Here is a 17,951-nt window from a genome sequence, read left to right as displayed (position 1 = left end):
GCCCAGTATGTTATTATACCGCCACCAAATTTGGCCTTTGTAGCGGAGCCGTAATGAGCCAACATCTTTCACTACCTAAAGATAAAATCCGTTTCCTTTTGTTAGAAGGCGTTCACCAAAACGCAGTCGATACTTTAAACGCTGCGGGTTACACCAATATTGACTATCGTAAAACTGCTCTTGAAGGCGAAGCGCTTAAAGAAGCAATTAAAGATGCTCACTTTATTGGTATTCGTTCGCGTACCCAATTGACTGAAGAAGTTTTCGAAGCTGCAAATAAATTGATCGCAGTAGGTTGTTTCTGTATCGGAACAAACCAAGTTGATCTTAAAGCAGCAATGGCACGTGGTATTCCTGTATTTAACGCACCGTATTCAAATACGCGTTCGGTTGCAGAGCTTGTACTTGCCCAAACGATTCTTCTTCTTCGCCGTGTTCCTGAAAAATCGGCAGCTTGTCATCGTGGTGGTTGGGACAAGTCTGCTGTCGGTTCTTTTGAAACTCGTGGCAAAACTTTAGGTATTGTGGGTTACGGTTCCATCGGTTCTCAACTTTCAGTTCTTGCTGAAAGTATGGGTATGCATGTCATTTATTATGATGCAGTAACTAAATTACCAATGGGTAATGCTCGCCAAGTTGGTTCTTTAGATGAGCTTTTAGCAACTGCAGATGTTGTGACTTTACATGTGCCAGATGTTCCATCTACACGCAACTTCTTCACTAAAGAACAATTTGCGAAAATGAAAGAAGGCGCGATTTTCTTAAATGCTGCACGTGGTACATGTGTAGTGATTGAAGATTTAGCTGATGCAATCAAATCTGGTCATATTGCTGGTGCAGCAGTTGACGTATTCCCGAAAGAGCCAAAAGCAAACGGTGAAGAATTCCAGTCTCCACTTCGCGGCTTAGACAACGTGATTTTAACTCCTCACGTTGGTGGTTCAACCATGGAAGCGCAAGCAAACATCGGTTTAGAAGTTGCAGAGAAATTTGTTGCTTACTCTGATAAAGGTATGACACTTTCTGCGGTTAACTTCCCAGAAATCGCATTACCATTGACAGCTGGCCAACACCGTTTATTGCACATCCACAAAAACGTGCCAGGTGTATTGTCTAAAATCAACAACTTGTTTGCTGAACAAGGTATCAACATTTCTGGTCAGTCACTTATGACTAAAGGCGACATCGGTTACCTCGTCATGGACGTTGACGCTTCTGCTTCTCACGAAGCTTTAGATATGTTGCATGAAGTTGAAGGTACAATTCGCGTGCGCGTATTGTTCTAATACGAACTGTAAATTTAAAAGCCACAGCTTTGTCTGTGGCTTTTTTATGGGCATTTACATTATCATGTGAAAAGTATACCAATCGATCAAATAATAAAATGTCCAGTTCGAACCAGAAATCTCAGCTGCATGCTTTGGGCTTTCTCATTCTCGCTATGTTAAGCGTACAAAGCAGTGCATCTTTAGCAAAAATTCTGTTTCAGAACTTTCCTGTGCTCACTGTCTCTGCAATGCGCTTATGTCTAGGTGCAATTATTCTTGCCATTATTTTCCAAATTTGGCGAATTAATTTTAGTCAGGTTCGCTGGAAAGCTATCTTGGCTTATGGATTTGCGCTGGCAGGAATGAACGCACTGTTTTATCTGTCGATCGAACGCTTACCAATTGGGATCGCGGTTGCTTTTGAGTTTATTGGTCCTTTAAGTGTGGCGTTATACCACGCACGCCAAAAATATGATTTTGTTTGGGTGAGCTTCGCAATTATTGGGCTGATTTTACTTTTCCCTTTCAATCAGGCCCATAGTTTAGATTGGATTGGGGTCTTATTTGCTGTTAGCGCAGGCGCTTGTTGGGCGCTTTATATTATTGCTGGGCAGAAACCTTCAGGTATTTCTGGTAATCACACGGTGTGTTTAGGAATGAGTGTGGGTGCATGTATCTTATTACCCATTACTCTGTTCTCAGGCTCAATTGGGCAAGTGATAGAACTTCCCTATCTTTTTTATTTTATCGGTTTAGCCATTTTAGCCAGTGCACTTCCGTTCTCATTAGAAATGTTGGCGCTGCGCAATTTGACACCTTTAAGCTTTGGAACATTGATGAGCCTAGAACCCGCAGTTGCAGCGCTATCTGGTTTTATCTTTTTAGGCGAATATCTGTTATGGAACCAATGGCTAGCACTTGCAACCATTATTACTGCTTCTGTTGGTTGCACCATAACCACCCAAAAAGCTCGCCAAGAACGTGAAAAAGCGGCAAGTTAATTTAATGATCTTTGCTAGTTAAAACTCAGTATTCGTTATAATTGACTCCTATTATTTTTTAAATATCAAATGAAGCGCTAAGGTTTTTCCCATGCAAAATCTTCCAATTATTGCTGTGCTGTATATGATTTTGTCGATGGTTTCTTATCAAATCAGCGCTTCATTTGCCAAGCAGCTCATTGCCACATTAGATCCGCTCACTGTCACAATTTTACGACTCTGTTTTGCAGCAGTTATTGTTGCCGTCATGTTTCGTTCATGGAAAATCTGGTCTCGCTTACCCTACTTAAAATGGCGTGATTTGTTGATGTACTGCGCATCTTTAGGGTTAATGAATATCCTATTTTATACTTCGCTCGGAAAATTACCCCAAGGTATTGCTGTTGGCTTAGAGTTTATTGGTCCATTAGGCCTTGCGCTTCTTTCTATTAAACAAAAGAGTGACTACATTTGGGTAGCGCTTGCCATGTTAGGTATTGCACTCATGGTACCTTGGCAAAACCCAGTTCAACATCATTTCTCGTATGTAGGTGCAGCTTGTGCCCTAGGAGCGGGCCTTTGCTGGGCCTTCTATATTTATTTTGGCCATAAAGTTGTGACTCAAAATATAGGGATGCACGCATTAACAATTGGAATTGGCGTATCTGCACTTGCATTACTACCAATTGGGATCTGGCATAATGCTCCTGCATTACTTGAGACACAGTACTGGGGTAAAGCATTACTTATTGCGGTTTTAGCAACTGCTATTCCCTATGCACTCGACTTAATGGCACTCAAACAACTCAATAAATTGACTTACGGTACTCTAACAAGTTTAGCACCAGCATTGGCAGCATTAACGGGTTTCTTATTACTTCACGAAGAAATCAGCACGCTGCAATGGGTGGCTTTGGCTTGTGTAATGCTGGCCTCGATTGGGGTTACTTTAAGAAGTACTAAAAAAGCTGCGTAGGTTTGCTCTACTGCTGCTTTTTATACTTTTTATATTCCTTTAAATATTTATTACCCAGCGTTTCTTTTTCACTGTCTTTCAGAATTTTTCCAGCTTGCTGGAAAAACTTATGCTCTTCTTCTTTTAAATGGTGATGGACTTTTTCACTCAACTGTTTTGCGGTTGCTAACCAGCTAGGGCTACTCATATCGGTTTTTTCAAGCTGTTCAACCAACTCATCCATTTCATGATGTTCGGATAAAGCATGTCTCGTAATATCCAAACCCACATCATCAAACATTAAAGGAATATAGAGATAACGGTCTTCAGCAACTGAATGGGCATAAAGTTCATTTTTTAATGCATCAAATAATTCTTTTCGTTCTTCGGTTAAACCATGTGTCTGGATTAATTGCTCAGAAAGGTTTCGTTGATTTTCATGGCTTTCTCTTAATGCTTCGAAAATATTCATTCTCTTCCTCATTTTTAGCTAAAAAATCTTTTTTATTTCAAGGTTTATCATACGTTGAAATTTATATTATTTAAGTAGCTTAAAATGAGACTATTTTTTACACAGTTTTCTTTCTAGTAAGTTTCTGTAATGATTTTTATATTTTCAATGAGGAAGGATACATAAAAAGTATGAACTGCTCCTTAAAATCAGCTCATACTTTTTTATCTTATTTAGCCTGGAACAAACATTTGGTAGCCCAAACGGCAAATTAGAATACTGACTAAAATTAAAAAGATAATACGGACAAAACCACTACCGTATTTAAGCGCGGTACGCACCCCAACAATAGAACCAAGCACGTTAGCTACCGCCATCATCAAACCAATATGCAAAATAGCGTGACCAGTTGGAATGAAGAAACTCAATGCAGCCAAGTTCGTCATAAAATTACCAATTTTTGACAAAGCTGAGGCATGTAAAAAATCAACTTGTAAAAAACGGATAAAGAAAAAGATAAAAAAGCTACCGGTACCCGGCCCAAAAATACCGTCATAAAAACCAATCGCCAAACTACCAATAGCAGCTAAAATTAACATTTTGTTGGTAATTTTTTGCTCTGTATGGACTTGACCAAAGTTCTTTTTAATTAAGGTATAAATAGCTATTACAATCAACATTACAAACACGAAAGGACGTAATACCGATTGGGGAATAAGTGACAAACAGGCCGCACCAGCAAAAGAACTAATCAGTGCACAAATGGCAATAACGGCTAAAAGCTTCCATTGCAACTTTACTCTTTTTGCAAAAGTATAAGCTGCAGATGCAGTACCAAAGATTGAAGATAATTTATTTGTACCAATAACCGTTGCAGTCTGCATGTTCGGAAAAGTACTCATGATACCGGGAATCTGGATGAGTCCGCCGCCACCTACAGCAGCATCAATTGCTCCCGCAGTAAACGCAAAAAAGATCAAACTAAGGATAACATCCCATTCCATGCCCATGCTCTATACTCTACATCTACTACAAATTTAAGATACGCTTAGGTACCAACCGTTTTTTATCGGTAATCTCAGCTAAGCCTAAACAGCGCTCACCCGAAAACACCAAAACTTCTGCTTCTGCAGAATGCTCAATATTGCTTTCCAAACCGTTGCAAAAATATTTTTCACGTCCTTCTGGAACTTGAATTTTTAGGAAATGGTCAACTGGAGCATAAACTGGAAGTAGCAAAGCTTCTCTTTGCTCTTCTGTTAAGCTTTCCAGATATTCAATGGTATAACTCGGAATAAGCTCAAAATGTCCTGTTTGAGTCCGGTTTAGCATCGTTAAATGCCCACCACAGCCAAGAGCCTCACCAATATCTTCACCGAGTACACGGATGTATGTCCCTTTAGAGCAGGTTACATCCAGAGTAATCGTATTTTCGGTAAATTCTAAGAGCTCTAAAGCATAAATTGTAACTGGGCGAGCTTCACGCTCAATCTCAATACCTTTTCGGGCAAGCTCATATAAGGGTCTGCCTTCTTTTTTCAAAGCCGAATACATGGGCGGAACTTGTTGAATATCACCTCTAAATTTCTCTAAGGTTTGTTCAATAAGCTCTTGGTTAAGAACAGGGACAGAACGTTCTTGTAAAATATCCCCTTCCACATCACCTGTTGTTGTGGTCTGCCCTAATCGAACAGTGGTTTGATAGCGCTTTGTGGAGTCCAGCAAATAATGTGAAAACTTGGTCGCTTCTCCCAAACAAATCGGGAGCAAACCTGTTGCCAACGGGTCTAAAGCTCCAGTATGACCTGCTTTTTGGGCGCGATATAACCAACGCACTTTTTGCAAAGCCGCATTTGAACTTAAGCCTAATGGTTTATTTAATAGAAATACACCACTGATATGGCGACGAGAAATTTTTTGATTTTTTGTCGTCATTTTTACTGGAACACAAAGCTAGAAAAAAGTGCCGACATGTTAGCAAATTCGGCAAGATATTTTCACAATATTTAGGTGCCTTTTCACTTATTTTGTGGCACATTAATGATCGAGTAAAAAAACAACAAATTAAAACTTAAGGAAGATATCTTTATGCAAGGAATGCAGAAGAAGGTATTGTGGTGCGTGCTCGGATTTTTTATTTTGAGCCTCATTGCATGTGTATATTGGTTAAGTCCTGATTCAAAAAATACATCAACTCAACTAAATCAGGATGAAGCTAAAACCTTAGCATCTACGCCTCAAACCTCTTTAAATTCAACGTTAAATGCAGATGCTTACCATAGTAAAAGTCAGCAAGATACCGAAGTGAACTGTCAGTTAAAAATTGATAGTTCCCAACATTTGGTTGTTAACAGTCAAACACGCGACTGCTTTGAGTATTTTATTACCCAATATGGAGAAAATAATTTAGAGCAAATCAAAAATCACTTTGGGAAATTTATTCAAGGACAATATTCTGAGCCCGCTCGCTCACAGATTATAGATTTATGGGACCGTTACTTAAAATATCGCGAACAACTGGCTCAAATTCAAACGCCTCCATCAAAACAACAAGATAAAAATTATTTTCAAAAGATTTTTAATTCAATTCGAGATTTAAGAAAACGTTTCTTCTCCGTCACAGAAATTGAAGGGCTTTTCTCAACCGAAGATATCTATCAGAACTACACGCTTGACCGTATGCAAATACTTGAGGACTCGTCTTTAAGCGAAATTGAAAAGGCACAAAAACTCAAAGAACGCTTTGAACAACTACCAGAAGACTGGCAACAGAACCTACAAGAACTCTCTAAACTTGATGATTTACATACACTGACCAAACAAATTAAAGCTCGTCATGGTTCAGCAGAAGAACTTAGACAAATGCGTACAGCACTCGTCGGAGCTGAAGCAACTCAAAGGCTAGAAACTTTAGATACACAGCGTAGTGCTTGGCAGCAGAGAGTCACAAGTTACTTGAGTGGACGAGATGAAATTATTAAAAGCAATATGAGTGATAGTGCTAAAAATCAAGCCATACAACAATTACGCCAACAACAATTTAACTCATCACAAGAACAATTAAGACTTCGAACTTTTGAGACGGTCCATGATCAGGGAGGTGAACTGCCATTTAATTATTAAGCCTTTTCTTTTAGGAATAGGCTAAACATTCACTAGCAGTAAGAAGCTGCTTTTCATACAAAATAAAAATAGTGAGTAAAAAATGAAAAGGAAGTTAATATTTTTTTGCGCTGCAATACTCTCAGGACTGAGTATTTCGGCGGCCCATGCCACAAATGCTGAACAAGTTAAAAACTCGTTCGTTTATTCATCTTACGCACAAACCAAATATCCATTGGTTTTTAACCATGGTATGGCAGGTTTTAACAGAGTTGGAACAGATACTCTTGGTCTCGATTACTGGTACCAAATTCTTCCTGATCTGGCACGTAATGGAGGAAATGTCTGGGCAACAAGGGTATCCCCTTTTAACTCAACAGAAGTGCGTGGAGAACAACTTGCCCAACAAGTAGAAGAAATTATTGCCATTACCGGTAAACCTAAAGTCAACTTAATCGGTCATAGCCATGGGGGCCCGACAATTCGCTATGTGGCCGGTATCATGCCAGAAAAAGTTGCCTCACTCACCACAATTGGTGCACCTCATAAGGGCTCACCAATGGCAGATGTCATCCTGAATGTCGAGGGTACTCCTCTATCTGGACTGGCAACGTTAGTAAACTGGTTTTCAGCAGCAATTACTTGGGCAGGAGGCCTAGATCCGACAAGCTATCCGCACGACTCTCTAGCTGGAGCTCATAGCTTATCTACACAAGGTTCAGCAAAATTTAATGCTCAGTTCCCAATGGGTATACCGAGCACTTCTTGTGGTGAAGGAGCATATCAAGAGAAAGGTATCTATATGTATTCTTTCTCAGGAAATAAAGCTCTCACCAACCCATTAGACCCATTTGATATTGCGCTAACTGGCAGTAGTTTAGTAGTCGATCCATTCGGTGATAATGATGGACTTGTTTCCCGATGCAGTGCCAAATTTGGTAAAACAATTCGTGATGATTACAACTGGAATCATTTAGATGAAGTGAACCAAGTACTTGGGGTACGTTCTATTTTTGCTTCCGATCCTGTCTCGGTTTACCGTCAACATGCCAACCGTTTGAAACTTCAAGGATTATAGTTTTTAAACAAAAAATGCGCCAAAAGGCGCATTTTTTTACTCGCTATAAGCTTACGCTTTACGAGCTGGTAATTTTTCACGAATACGTGCAGCTTTACCAGACAAGTCACGAAGGTAGTAAAGTTTAGCACGACGAACGTCACCACGACGTTTCACTTCGATTTTAGCAACAACTGGTGAGTGAGTTTGGAATACACGCTCAACACCAACACCGCTAGAAATTTTACGTACTGTGAACGCAGAGTTCAAACCACGGTTTTTCTTAGCGATTACAACACCTTCAAATGCTTGAAGACGTTCACGATCACCCTCTTTTACTTTTACTTGAACGATGACAGTGTCACCAGGAGCAAAAGCAGGGATATCAGATTTTAACTGTGCATTTTCAACAGCTTGAACTAAAGGATGTTTACCACTCATTGTGGGAATCTCCAATATGTGCGGAGTCAGAAGAGGTCTGAGATTCCGCTGGGGATAGAGGCTAAAGCGCATATCAACCCGTTTATCTTTCCCTTTACGACAATATGTCTATAAAGAGCCTTTAAATATACATAAAACTATTCATTAAATAGAATTATGCTTTAACTCGAAGCATTGCTTCTCGTTTCATACTCAGACAAACATGATTCATACATGTTTATCCTCATTGCAAAAGCATAGCTTTTGCCTTGCACTCGGGCAGTGATAATTAATCACTGCTATTCCCTCGTTCATCTTTTAGCCATTTCTTTTGCTGCTTAGTCAACTCAACCTTTTCAGCCAACTCCGGTCGGCGCTCTAGAGTTCGTTGATATCGCTGCAAAAAACGCCATTTTTCAATATTGCCATGATGTCCAGATTTTAATACCTCTGGCACATCCAGCCCTTCAAAATGATCAGGCTTTGTATATTGTGGACAATCTAAAAGACCATCAACAAAAGAATCTTGTACTGCTGATTGTTCATCTGACATTACATTCGGCAAACGGCGAATAATACTGTCAAGTAACACCATAGCGGGCAGTTCACCACCAGATAAAACATAATCACCAATTGACCATTCTTGATCAACATAATGCTGGATCAAACGTTCATCTACTCCCTCATAACGTCCACACAGTACGATTAAGCCGTCATAATCGACAAACTGCTGTACTGCCTTTTCATTTAAGGTTTTGCCTTGTGGGGACATATACACCACAGGGACATGAACATGTCCTGCTTGTGAGGCCAGCTGTTTGGCATGCGCAATTGCTTTCGCCAAAGGCTCAGCCATCATCACCATACCGGGACCACCACCAAATGGACGTTCGTCCACTCTTCTGTAGTTTCCCTCAGCAAAATCACGAGGATTAATACAAGTGACTTGTACAATATCTCGTTTTGCCGCACGTCCGCTGATGCCGTAGGCTGTAATCGCTTCAAACATTTCAGGAAAAAGCGTAATGACTGCAAAAAACATTACAGACTCCTCTATTTTCCTGCTGTATTAATCCTAAAAGGATTAATAATCTACGCCCCAATTGACGTAAATACGACCAGCTTCAAGATCAACACGTTGTACTACATCTTTGTGCCAAGGAATCATGCGTTCTTCTGAATCAATGCTGTCTGGGGTAGCGTGTACCACCATCACATCATTGGCTCCAGTTTCAAACAACTCATGAATTTTTCCTAAGTTTACTTCCTGTTCTTCTTCATCAAGACCTAACACTGTTAAGCCCTTTAAATCCGACCAGTAGTACTCATCTACATCTGCTTTTGGCAGTTGAGACTTAGCAATCCAGATATTAGCGCCAACCAAGCTTTCCGCTCCAGTGCGATCACTCACACCTTTCAACGCGACAACTAGGCCTTTGCCATGGGGTTTCCAACGTTTTACATCTATTGTTTGCCAACCGGCCTTGGTCTCAATGTACCAAGGCAGGTAGTCAAACATGTTGCTCATGGGTTCTGTATTTGAATACACCCAGAGCCACCCATTCAATCCATAAGCTGAACGTAACTGTCCAATCTGAATACGATCTTCGGGAACATTCTGTGTTGATGTCATGGGCTACCTACTACAAAAAATTATGCAGTAGCTTTTTTAGCTTGAGCAGCTAAAGAAGCAACACGTTCAGAAGGTTGAGCACCTTGAGAAACCCAGTGAGCAAAACGGTCTGCATCTAAACGAAGTTTTTCTGCTTGACCTTGTGCAGTCGGGTTAAAGAAACCGATACGCTCGATGAAACGACCATCACGTGCATTGCGGCTGTCAGTCACAACGATTTGATAGAATGGACGTTTTTTTGCGCCGCCACGTGCTAAACGAATAACAACCATGATAAAAGCCTTATAATTCTTACGGATTATCCCTGCGCCGACCATCGGCAACACTTCAAACCCCTTTCATAGAGGGCGACATTCTACGTGATTTTCGCCCTGAAAGAAAGATTATTTTTTGAGTTATCCGCAGTTTTGAATTTAAAATTACTCTAGCCAATTTGATGCAGCAGATAACGCACAATCAGTTGCACCTTTTGCCCAAAATTTTTGCCCTTGATCATTAAGACAAATGATCCCATCACCAGCTTGTGAACTAGTAGCAATAGGCGTAGCCGTTAACACCCAACTTGAATCAGTTATACTAGCAAAAGCCAAGTTATATAAGGCTTGGCCTTGTTGAGGACTTACACTAGAACCATAAATCGATGTAATAGTCGCATTCGATGGATAACGATTGTGAACTACTTTTTCTGCTTCTAATGTTTGGGCAATATTCATCATTTCAGATTGAACAGCTGTACGATGTCCTTTGCGTAAATACTGTAAATACGAAGGTGTAGCTATAGCTGCTAAAATTGCAATTATTGCGACTACAATCATGAGCTCTATTAAGGTAAAACCATTCTTCATTGCCAATTCTCACTATTTGTTTCACATACATTGCAAGTGACTGTTCCACCACAGTCATTATCAACAGCCGTAGCTGTTAAACTTTGGCAACGCAAACCTGAATTTTTAGCAATAAAATTAAAGTTTCTTGAATCTGTAGTTGTCGCTTTAATGACCCATGTTTGCCCATTCGCCGCACCATTCGTCAATAAATTTCCTGTCGTCGTATCATCACTAATTTCAATCGTATAACCGCCCCGTGGCAACGTTACAGATGTGGTGGTAAATCCTCTATAGGTAAAGTTCTTGGATTTATGCCGTTCCAATTGTTCTGCCAATTTTAGAATTTCACCTTTAGCAGCAGAAGCCGTCGCTCTACGGCTATAACTTTGATATGAAGGGATAGCAATCGAAGCAAAAATAGCGACAATCACGATGACAACCATGAGCTCAATCAAGGTAACACCCTGATTAAACCGCAGAATATAATATTTATTCATCAGTCATCCCTTAACGATAACGCTCATACCAACGCGTAGGAACTAAATGACTCGTACATTGCCACTGTCCAGTCCCTTGCTCATTACCAGACAGCTTTAATTTCCCACAACTATTAGTCGCAGGTGGGTTATCCTCCGTTGGTACAAATGTTACGCCACGAATACCGGAGCCAATAACATTTTCATTACATTCAGAAACTCCTACTGGACAGTTACTCCCAGTTTCAGTTTCAAACCCACTGTGATTTTCTTTATTTTGATCAATTGTTCCATCAGAATTAAGGCAGGCGCCAAATGGTAAACAGAACGTCTGCTGGTCAGTTTCACCGACTACACGTGGTAAACATGGGTCTGCCGCTACAATACCTGTTCCCTGTGGATCATAAACAGGCACAATTAAAGTCCCTGTAATTGCCATAGGCTCTTCAAAAGCTTTGAGACCTCCTTTAATACGGAAACTATTATTAGCTTTCTCTGTGCCATCGCTCATACTAGAAAGCGAGCGATACCAACCGTTTTGTCCCGTCCCCGTATTGGGAAAGAAAATCTGTGCTACTCGTGTTTCTCCAGATCGTAAAATTTGTGGATTTTTTCGAAGCGTTGATCGAGTAATATCTTTCGTTTCAAGTTGGCTATCCGTTAAAGACATTAAATTCTTTTTAATAAAATCTTTGTCGATAATTCCATAGATGTTGTTTACAGGTCTTCCGCTTAATGCTGTGCTTGGTGACATCCCCTCACGACCTGTAAGTGGATAAACATCTAACGGTGTACTACGGTCACCTGACGCAATACCTACAGTAATAAAAGTGCGGATTCCATAATCGTGAATTGTCACTGTTGGCGGTTCATAAAAACGCGGCGCATTCCCAGCTGTATAGTCGTTCGAGCTATCATAAGTAGCATCATTCGTTGCCAAATTGGCTAATCGAACAACTCGAACCCCGAAACTGCTATAAGTCGAATTTGTTTTGGTCTGGTTATTATTAAGATCGATACGGAAAACTTGTCCACCTAAATCGCCAAAATATAAATGGTCTACTAAACCATCAGCATCTCGATCTAAGGTACTAATACGACTCACAATACTGTGCTTCATATTAGAGTTATCTACACTAGAGCCTGTATCACTAGTCCACCATAAGCGTTCCCCAGTTTTAGCATCAATAATATAGACAGCGTTTCCTTTTGCTTTTCCATTCGTAAAGCAAGAGTTACTCAAGGTAATATTCGGGTTTTCATAACATTGGTCGTAGCCACCACCAACAATCATGACCCGTTTAATCATCCCGTTATAACGTATATTTGCAAGTACAGGTTTAGACCAACTCTGCCCCATACGACTATAATCAGTTTGGTCTGCACCTACTCTAAAGAGGAGCTTAGGTGAAGCAGGATTTAAGACATTTAAGCCATAATAACTGCTGCCCCCCATTCGCATGCCACCATAAATATTCATTTGCTTTGCAATCACTTTTGATACTGCTGAGCTACCACCTCCCGTTGTAGTAATACTATATGCAGGGTCGGATACCCAAGCTCCATCCATACCGTGTGCAGGTGCTGTAGCATCACTTTGACCAACAACTAAAGCTTTTGAAGCGACTGGATCATTTAAAATATCGGCAGGAACGAAAGCCATTTGTTCTATACCAGTTGAAGCATCCACAATATGCAGACCACCTTCCATCGTTCCATAGAGAATGGATTGTTCACGCGCAGATGTTAAATTCCCATTTTCATCTAATGTTCCATTATAGGTAAGCTGTACCGGTAAAGAATGAATACTACCGCCCATCGATAAATATGGTTCATTCGATGTAACTAATGACGAAGGTAAAGACGTAGCGCTAATATCAGTTGAATAACCTAGATAATTTAATATTTTTAACTTCAAGCTAATCGGGAAAGCTTTTAAAATATCTTGTCCAGTTGATGCATTAAATTTTCCTAAAACATAACTTGCTGTATTAGCCACACTATCAAAAGGATTAGTTCCTTCTGGTGGAGCAGCTGGAATTTTTAGCAAATTAGTTCCAGAAGTTGATAGCTTCGTTAAGCTACCATCCGCTGCAACAGCGGAAACATCAGTAAATAAGTTGCGGATTTTAGTTTGTACTGCGTAATAATATTTTGTGATATTTCCTTCTTCATCACGTGTTTCATTTTGTCCAACAATTGGTAAAGGCACCTTCGAATAAGCCCCACCAAAAAAGACTTTACCTCCATCATTATAAGTAGAGCTATTCCAATAATCTTTTGTACCCGTTCTAAAAGCCCCAGTTGCGTTGTAAACCAACCCACCAGTATTAGCTTCAAAAGCACCAGCATTTGTTCCCGATAAAACAACATGGTATTTCTTTAAATTTCCTCGCCATGTTAAGTAGGTGTTAGCCGGATTTGGCTCAAAAGCACGTAAGTAACCATATTCCTGTAAATTTTTAGGATTCAGTGCATCATAAGGAACTGAGATAGCACCTGTAGTTAAGGGTTCTAAAGGAACTTTATCTAAGTTATTAATAAATGCGATAACGCTATCTGTTACACCTTGCGCACTTTGGGTAGGGTAAAAACCTCCATTTCCATAACCAGGTGCAGCGACCGCATTTGTGGTCTGATTCGGCGAACAATTATCATCACTTTTACGATCAGATTGGGTTCTCGAACTCAAACGACAGGCATTTTTTACATCAGAAGAACTTAAACTAGAAAAGTCACTACCAAAACCCACAAATGCTGTTTGAATAGAAACTCTGGCAGGATTCTTTGTTTTATCAAATAGTCGTTTTGCAAACTCCCCCATACAGGCCCAACCAGAGTCTGCTGTAGTGTTAGATAAACCTCCAGAACAATTAAAATCAGCTCCAAAAGTACTACCTAAAGCAGTCGACATGACACTTGCCGAACGTGTATTTGTTGTATTGTTCGGCTCACCATCTGATAAAAAGTAAATACCCTGCCCATCACAGCTTTGACGATTGGCCACCGCAGGCAAAGGAGATTGGTAAATGGCATTTAAGTTAGAAGCATTTCTATCTACAACAATATTTGGATTGCTCGTCGTATCATTTGTTTTTGATTTTGGAATGCCACTATCTGCATTTGCTATCGCATAGTTAAAAGTAGTGTAGTAATAAGTATAAGAATAGGTCCAATCCGATGAAGTATCATAAGCAGTTGCCGTATCCACACCCGGATTAGAGGTTGACCAGTTACTCCAATAGTTACTAGAGCGGCATGGTTGCCATAGATTTGCCGTATCAATTTGTGAATCGCGATAACTGGTACAATATGAATATTCCGTTCTATTATCAGATTTTCGCACACGCTTTATATAGCTATCTTTTCGAATAGCATAATTCGCCTCTGAATAGGTCGTTGTACCCATCAAATAAGCAGCAGCTTCTGCATAAGCATGCGCTGAAGGTGTTGACCCACCAGCAGTTAAATTTGCAACGGCCTGTTTTAATTTATAACGCTGAGAACCTACCGTATTTAAAGTACTCGCATCTCCTAAAGGAGCAGCAGCCACCAAAATTTGTCCACTTCGGCTATCACCATTGGCAGAGAAATTCCCCAAGCCCACACGAGTATCATTTAAAACAGGATTATTGCTGGCTAAAAAAGCATTCATACCATTTTTAAGCATAGCCAGACGGTTTTCACCATAACTATTGTTGGTCATACTTCCTGATGTATCCAACATCATCACAATGGTTTTTTTACCCGCTATAGGTGAAGCATAAATTTGTAAATCACTTGCCTGCACCACAGAGCTTGTCATCAACCATGTAAAAGCAACCGAACTCGAACAGATGGCATACCATAAATTATTTGGCTTAAAATTCTTCAATTTTAGTTTCACGATATTCCCCATTATGAACCCGGTGCCGTAATTTGAGTGAGCTTATTGGTATAGTTAAATTCTTGAACTTGAGTACTAAAAGGCACGTTATGATTTGCTAAACACTCCGCTAATGTTTGTTTAGCCGTTAAAGCGATATCAAAATTGTCGCTAATTTTTGCTGAACTCGTGCTTAAGCAATCTCTTTGTAAAGTTTCGATAGAAGTGGAAGCATAGGCTGGTAAAAAAGCTGTTGTAATCACTCGAATACGCTGCGTAGACAACATGCTTTTAGGTAGTTGCGTACCTTCCGAGGTGTTTGTTCCTCGTGGTAAATTTGAACCTGGAATATCACTTGCAGCATCTGTTGGAATACTTACAGCAACTTGGGTAACCACTGCTTGGCGATTACTCCCATAGTCACTTGTTAAATCGCAGAAACCCGCCACGCCGCCATCTTCAACGACTGCATTATTAGCGCTCCCAGCCCGAAGCAAACTAGCCTCCCGAGTTTGAGCAAAACTTATAGATGTAGAGGTTGGTTTATAACAAAAGTTGTATTCTGCACCTGGGTTACTTTCATGCTCTTTGAGCGCCGCCCCAATCACGTTAGTAATATTAGTTAGAATGGTAGGATTCATCTGCACAATGAGTTCTAAAGGCGTGTCAGATGACTGAAAATTTAATTGGCTAACTTGGCTATTGGTAGCAACTTTTAAAGAAACAATAGCCACTCTTATGGCTAAAACACCTACAGAAATTACAAGCAATAAAATAATAAGCACAACAATAAGGGTTGCCCCTTTTTCTTTAGATCTACCTTTATGAGTTAAATGGGTCATAGACTTTCCCCCATCGCATTGCGTAGAGCAATTGTTACGTTATAAGTACGGCGTAAGAATCGAGTTGTATTATCAGAAGCATGCACGGTCTGATCTAACATAAAAAAAGACTGCGCCGGATCTATTGCTTTGTTTTGAGCATTATTAGTAGAGCGCGCTAATACAGATATTTGTATTGAAAGAATTCGTGGCGGCATCACAGATGGTGTGGCATCTCGGGCAGCCTGTGCAGCAGTCCGATATTGGGGAATGGTATAATAAGCAAAATTGCCAGCCGCATTTTTTGCACCAAACAGCACATGAAAATGATCAATACGCGGCAATACAATTTGACCAGCGTCGCCCAACCCGGCAATCGTGGTCGGTTGAGCTGTGGCGACATTAGAGGGAGTATTTGCATCACATGCAAGTGCATAATCTTGCTGGGAGGTACCATTGCTATCCAGTCGTAAAAAATAACGCTCTACAATTAAATCTCCTGCAAGAACATTCACACCTTCACAATTAGTCATATTCGTAGGCGCAATAAATTGAATCGTCAATTGATCACTTTGCACAGCTGTATTTGAACTATTCTGTATATTTGAAAAACCTTTCCAGTGATTACTCACTGTACTCACCGTATCGCCTGCACCACGGCTCAATAATGTGTCAGCAATATAAGTATTTGCTCCGACATTAGGGACAAAATTAACAGTGTTATTATTAGTTGCTGTTGAACCAGTTAGCACAACGCCGCCCCAAGGCGTCATATCAGTTAATATTGGGTTGGTTACATTTCCATAATTTAGAAGGCGTATATCACGGGCAATATATTCCAAACCAAAAATACCGCTATCTTGTATTTCAGCATTTGCTTTTTGTAGACGGCTTGATAAAAGTCCACCAATAAATAATTGAGTTGCTGCAGCTACTAAAATTAGGCCTAAAGCCAGTGCAACCATAAGCTCAATTAATGTAAAGCCCCGTTGTTTCCACGATACAAATGAGTGAGCCATTAATATGCCTCCATCATCAAACAATTTGAATTATTGGCATAAACACCATCTGTACTCATACAACTCGACACATCCGCGCTAGTGACTCCCGCATTTGTTGTAATTACCGGAGAAGTTTTCCCCCAAAAAACAAACAAACACTGCCTCTGCTGGGCCATTGTGGTTGTAACTCCAGGACAATTTGTCATTGTGATTTTCATGCCAAGTTGATCGGCATTTCTTGCTGCTTGATATGCATCAAATTGAGCAAGTTGAGAAGGCGTACAAGCGGCATTGAAACAGGAAGTCGGAGCTGCGGTAGTAGATGAATAATTGCTATAACTACGAACAAATGCAGGATATTGACTAGCTTGAGAATTATTTACGCGAATATTTTCTGCTAATCCCCTCATCACTAGAATGGCTTGAGATTTACTTAATGCTTCTGAAGAAGCATCCATAGCCCGAATTTGCAAAGCGACATATCCTAAAATTCCTATCGCAAGTAAAATTAAGGCGACCAATACTTCTAATAAACCAACCCCAGCTTGAGTTTTTTGCTTAGAGCCCCGCATTAACATGTCTCCTCAGCTTTAAAAATTAATGTGCCAAGCTTCGTTAAAATAATAATTTTCTTTTTATTTATTTTTGAATTACAAATAGATAAAAGCGTATCTTGAGTAATATTGGTTACCACTCCATTTGCATTAAAAGTTAAAGTCGTCGCTGTTGATGAGCTCTGTGTACCATTAGCAGCGATATTTTTAAGCTCAAGAGTGCTATTGGAAGCAGCTTTCCAATTAAAAGAAGTCGGTGTATTTGAGGCTGTTGAATTCAGATTAATGGATACATCTTGGCGACCAAGTATTGCTTGGCTCTTTGATTCTGACAAAGTATTGATTAGGTCTCGTTGATTTTCATCTAGTCGTTTGCTTTCTAATAAATTCGACATAGATGGCGCGGCCATCATCGCGATAATAGCCATGACCGCAATCGTCACCATAAGTTCAACCAAGGTGAACCCATCTTGCGGAATAATTCCCCTCATCCCCAGAACCCCAAATAAACTTAAAAATTTTTTATTTATTAATTAAATTT

Annotated in this window: 19 protein-coding genes; 5 read left to right on the top strand and 14 right to left on the bottom strand. The window is 40.1% G+C overall.

The annotated features are described in order from the left end of the window. Window positions 1-53 precede the first annotated feature (53 nt). The 3 genes from serA to POD11_RS13535 all read left to right on the top strand — a co-directional run bounded on the left by serA (window position 54) and on the right by POD11_RS13535 (window position 3,224). On the top strand, window positions 54-1,286 hold the full coding sequence (gene serA, locus POD11_RS13545; RefSeq protein WP_224992038.1) for a phosphoglycerate dehydrogenase: 1,233 nt from the start codon (window positions 54-56) through the stop codon (window positions 1,284-1,286). Window positions 1,287-1,384: 98 nt separating this feature from the next. Next, window positions 1,385-2,269 (top strand): EamA family transporter, encoded by an 885-nt coding sequence (locus tag POD11_RS13540; RefSeq protein WP_224992039.1) that lies wholly within the window; start codon window positions 1,385-1,387, stop codon window positions 2,267-2,269. A gap of 91 nt (window positions 2,270-2,360) precedes the next feature. Further along, complete coding sequence (locus tag POD11_RS13535) at window positions 2,361-3,224, top strand: EamA family transporter (RefSeq protein ID WP_262457515.1); 864 nt, start codon at window positions 2,361-2,363, stop codon at window positions 3,222-3,224. A 7-nt stretch (window positions 3,225-3,231) separates the two neighbouring features. Here POD11_RS13535 and POD11_RS13530 read toward each other — a convergent pair whose 3' ends face one another. From POD11_RS13530 to truB, 3 genes are all read right to left on the bottom strand, one after another. After that, on the bottom strand, window positions 3,232-3,675 hold the full coding sequence (locus POD11_RS13530) for a hemerythrin domain-containing protein (protein WP_001019905.1): 444 nt from the start codon (window positions 3,673-3,675) through the stop codon (window positions 3,232-3,234). 212 nt (window positions 3,676-3,887) lie between these two features. Continuing rightward, the gene (locus tag POD11_RS13525; protein WP_125738862.1) at window positions 3,888-4,664 is read right to left on the bottom strand and encodes a sulfite exporter TauE/SafE family protein; all 777 of its coding nucleotides are present in this window, start codon (window positions 4,662-4,664) and stop codon (window positions 3,888-3,890) included. 19 nt (window positions 4,665-4,683) lie between these two features. Further along, the gene (truB, locus tag POD11_RS13520) at window positions 4,684-5,589 is read right to left on the bottom strand and encodes a tRNA pseudouridine(55) synthase TruB (RefSeq protein ID WP_239967073.1); all 906 of its coding nucleotides are present in this window, start codon (window positions 5,587-5,589) and stop codon (window positions 4,684-4,686) included. 153 nt (window positions 5,590-5,742) lie between these two features. On the opposite strand from truB, the gene POD11_RS13515 reads away from it, so the two are divergent. Together POD11_RS13515 and POD11_RS13510 are read left to right on the top strand one after the other, a co-directional pair. Then, entirely contained in the window at window positions 5,743-6,777 is a 1,035-nt protein-coding gene (locus tag POD11_RS13515; RefSeq protein ID WP_262457513.1) for a lipase secretion chaperone, read from the top strand. Window positions 6,778-6,892: 115 nt separating this feature from the next. Further along, window positions 6,893-7,834 carry a lipase family alpha/beta hydrolase gene (locus POD11_RS13510; RefSeq protein WP_224992249.1) on the top strand — a complete coding sequence of 314 codons (942 nt, stop codon included), beginning with the start codon at window positions 6,893-6,895 and terminating at the stop codon, window positions 7,832-7,834. Between the two features lie 51 nt (window positions 7,835-7,885). Here the strand turns inward: POD11_RS13510 and rplS are convergent, their stop codons facing one another. The 11 genes from rplS to POD11_RS13455 all read right to left on the bottom strand — a co-directional run bounded on the left by rplS (window position 7,886) and on the right by POD11_RS13455 (window position 17,901). Continuing rightward, entirely contained in the window at window positions 7,886-8,254 is a 369-nt protein-coding gene (gene rplS / locus POD11_RS13505; protein WP_002116654.1) for a 50S ribosomal protein L19, read from the bottom strand. A gap of 268 nt (window positions 8,255-8,522) precedes the next feature. After that, entirely contained in the window at window positions 8,523-9,275 is a 753-nt protein-coding gene (trmD, locus tag POD11_RS13500) for a tRNA (guanosine(37)-N1)-methyltransferase TrmD (protein ID WP_262457511.1), read from the bottom strand. A 42-nt stretch (window positions 9,276-9,317) separates the two neighbouring features. Next, entirely contained in the window at window positions 9,318-9,866 is a 549-nt protein-coding gene (gene rimM, locus POD11_RS13495) for a ribosome maturation factor RimM (RefSeq protein WP_002116736.1), read from the bottom strand. A 20-nt stretch (window positions 9,867-9,886) separates the two neighbouring features. Then, a complete protein-coding gene (rpsP, locus tag POD11_RS13490; protein ID WP_000260334.1) occupies window positions 9,887-10,138 on the bottom strand; it encodes a 30S ribosomal protein S16 in 252 nt (83 codons plus the stop codon). Window positions 10,139-10,285: 147 nt separating this feature from the next. Beyond that, entirely contained in the window at window positions 10,286-10,711 is a 426-nt protein-coding gene (locus POD11_RS13485) for a type IV pilin protein (RefSeq protein ID WP_239967070.1), read from the bottom strand. Next, complete coding sequence (locus POD11_RS13480; RefSeq protein ID WP_239967069.1) at window positions 10,708-11,190, bottom strand: type IV pilin protein; 483 nt, start codon at window positions 11,188-11,190, stop codon at window positions 10,708-10,710. Before POD11_RS13480 ends, POD11_RS13485 begins: the two co-directional genes overlap by 4 nt. A 10-nt stretch (window positions 11,191-11,200) precedes the next feature. Next, window positions 11,201-15,055 (bottom strand): PilC/PilY family type IV pilus protein, encoded by a 3,855-nt coding sequence (locus POD11_RS13475; protein ID WP_262457510.1) that lies wholly within the window; start codon window positions 15,053-15,055, stop codon window positions 11,201-11,203. A gap of 11 nt (window positions 15,056-15,066) precedes the next feature. Then, a complete protein-coding gene (locus tag POD11_RS13470) occupies window positions 15,067-15,876 on the bottom strand; it encodes a PilX N-terminal domain-containing pilus assembly protein (RefSeq protein WP_262457508.1) in 810 nt (269 codons plus the stop codon). Then, window positions 15,873-16,874 carry a PilW family protein gene (locus POD11_RS13465; RefSeq protein WP_262457507.1) on the bottom strand — a complete coding sequence of 334 codons (1,002 nt, stop codon included), beginning with the start codon at window positions 16,872-16,874 and terminating at the stop codon, window positions 15,873-15,875. Before POD11_RS13465 ends, POD11_RS13470 begins: the two co-directional genes overlap by 4 nt. After that, window positions 16,874-17,434 (bottom strand): type IV pilus modification protein PilV, encoded by a 561-nt coding sequence (pilV, locus tag POD11_RS13460; RefSeq protein WP_262457506.1) that lies wholly within the window; start codon window positions 17,432-17,434, stop codon window positions 16,874-16,876. Before pilV ends, POD11_RS13465 begins: the two co-directional genes overlap by 1 nt. After that, window positions 17,428-17,901: a pilus assembly FimT family protein gene (locus POD11_RS13455; protein WP_216967680.1), complete on the bottom strand. Its 474-nt coding sequence runs from the start codon at window positions 17,899-17,901 to the stop codon at window positions 17,428-17,430. The genes pilV and POD11_RS13455 overlap by 7 nt, the downstream gene beginning before the upstream one ends. Between the last annotated feature and the right edge of the window lie 50 nt (window positions 17,902-17,951).

This window comes from Acinetobacter sp. P1(2023) (genome assembly GCF_028367635.1).
GTDB lineage: Bacteria > Pseudomonadota > Gammaproteobacteria > Pseudomonadales > Moraxellaceae > Acinetobacter > Acinetobacter pittii_E.
This window is presented reverse-complemented; position numbering and strand designations above follow the sequence as displayed.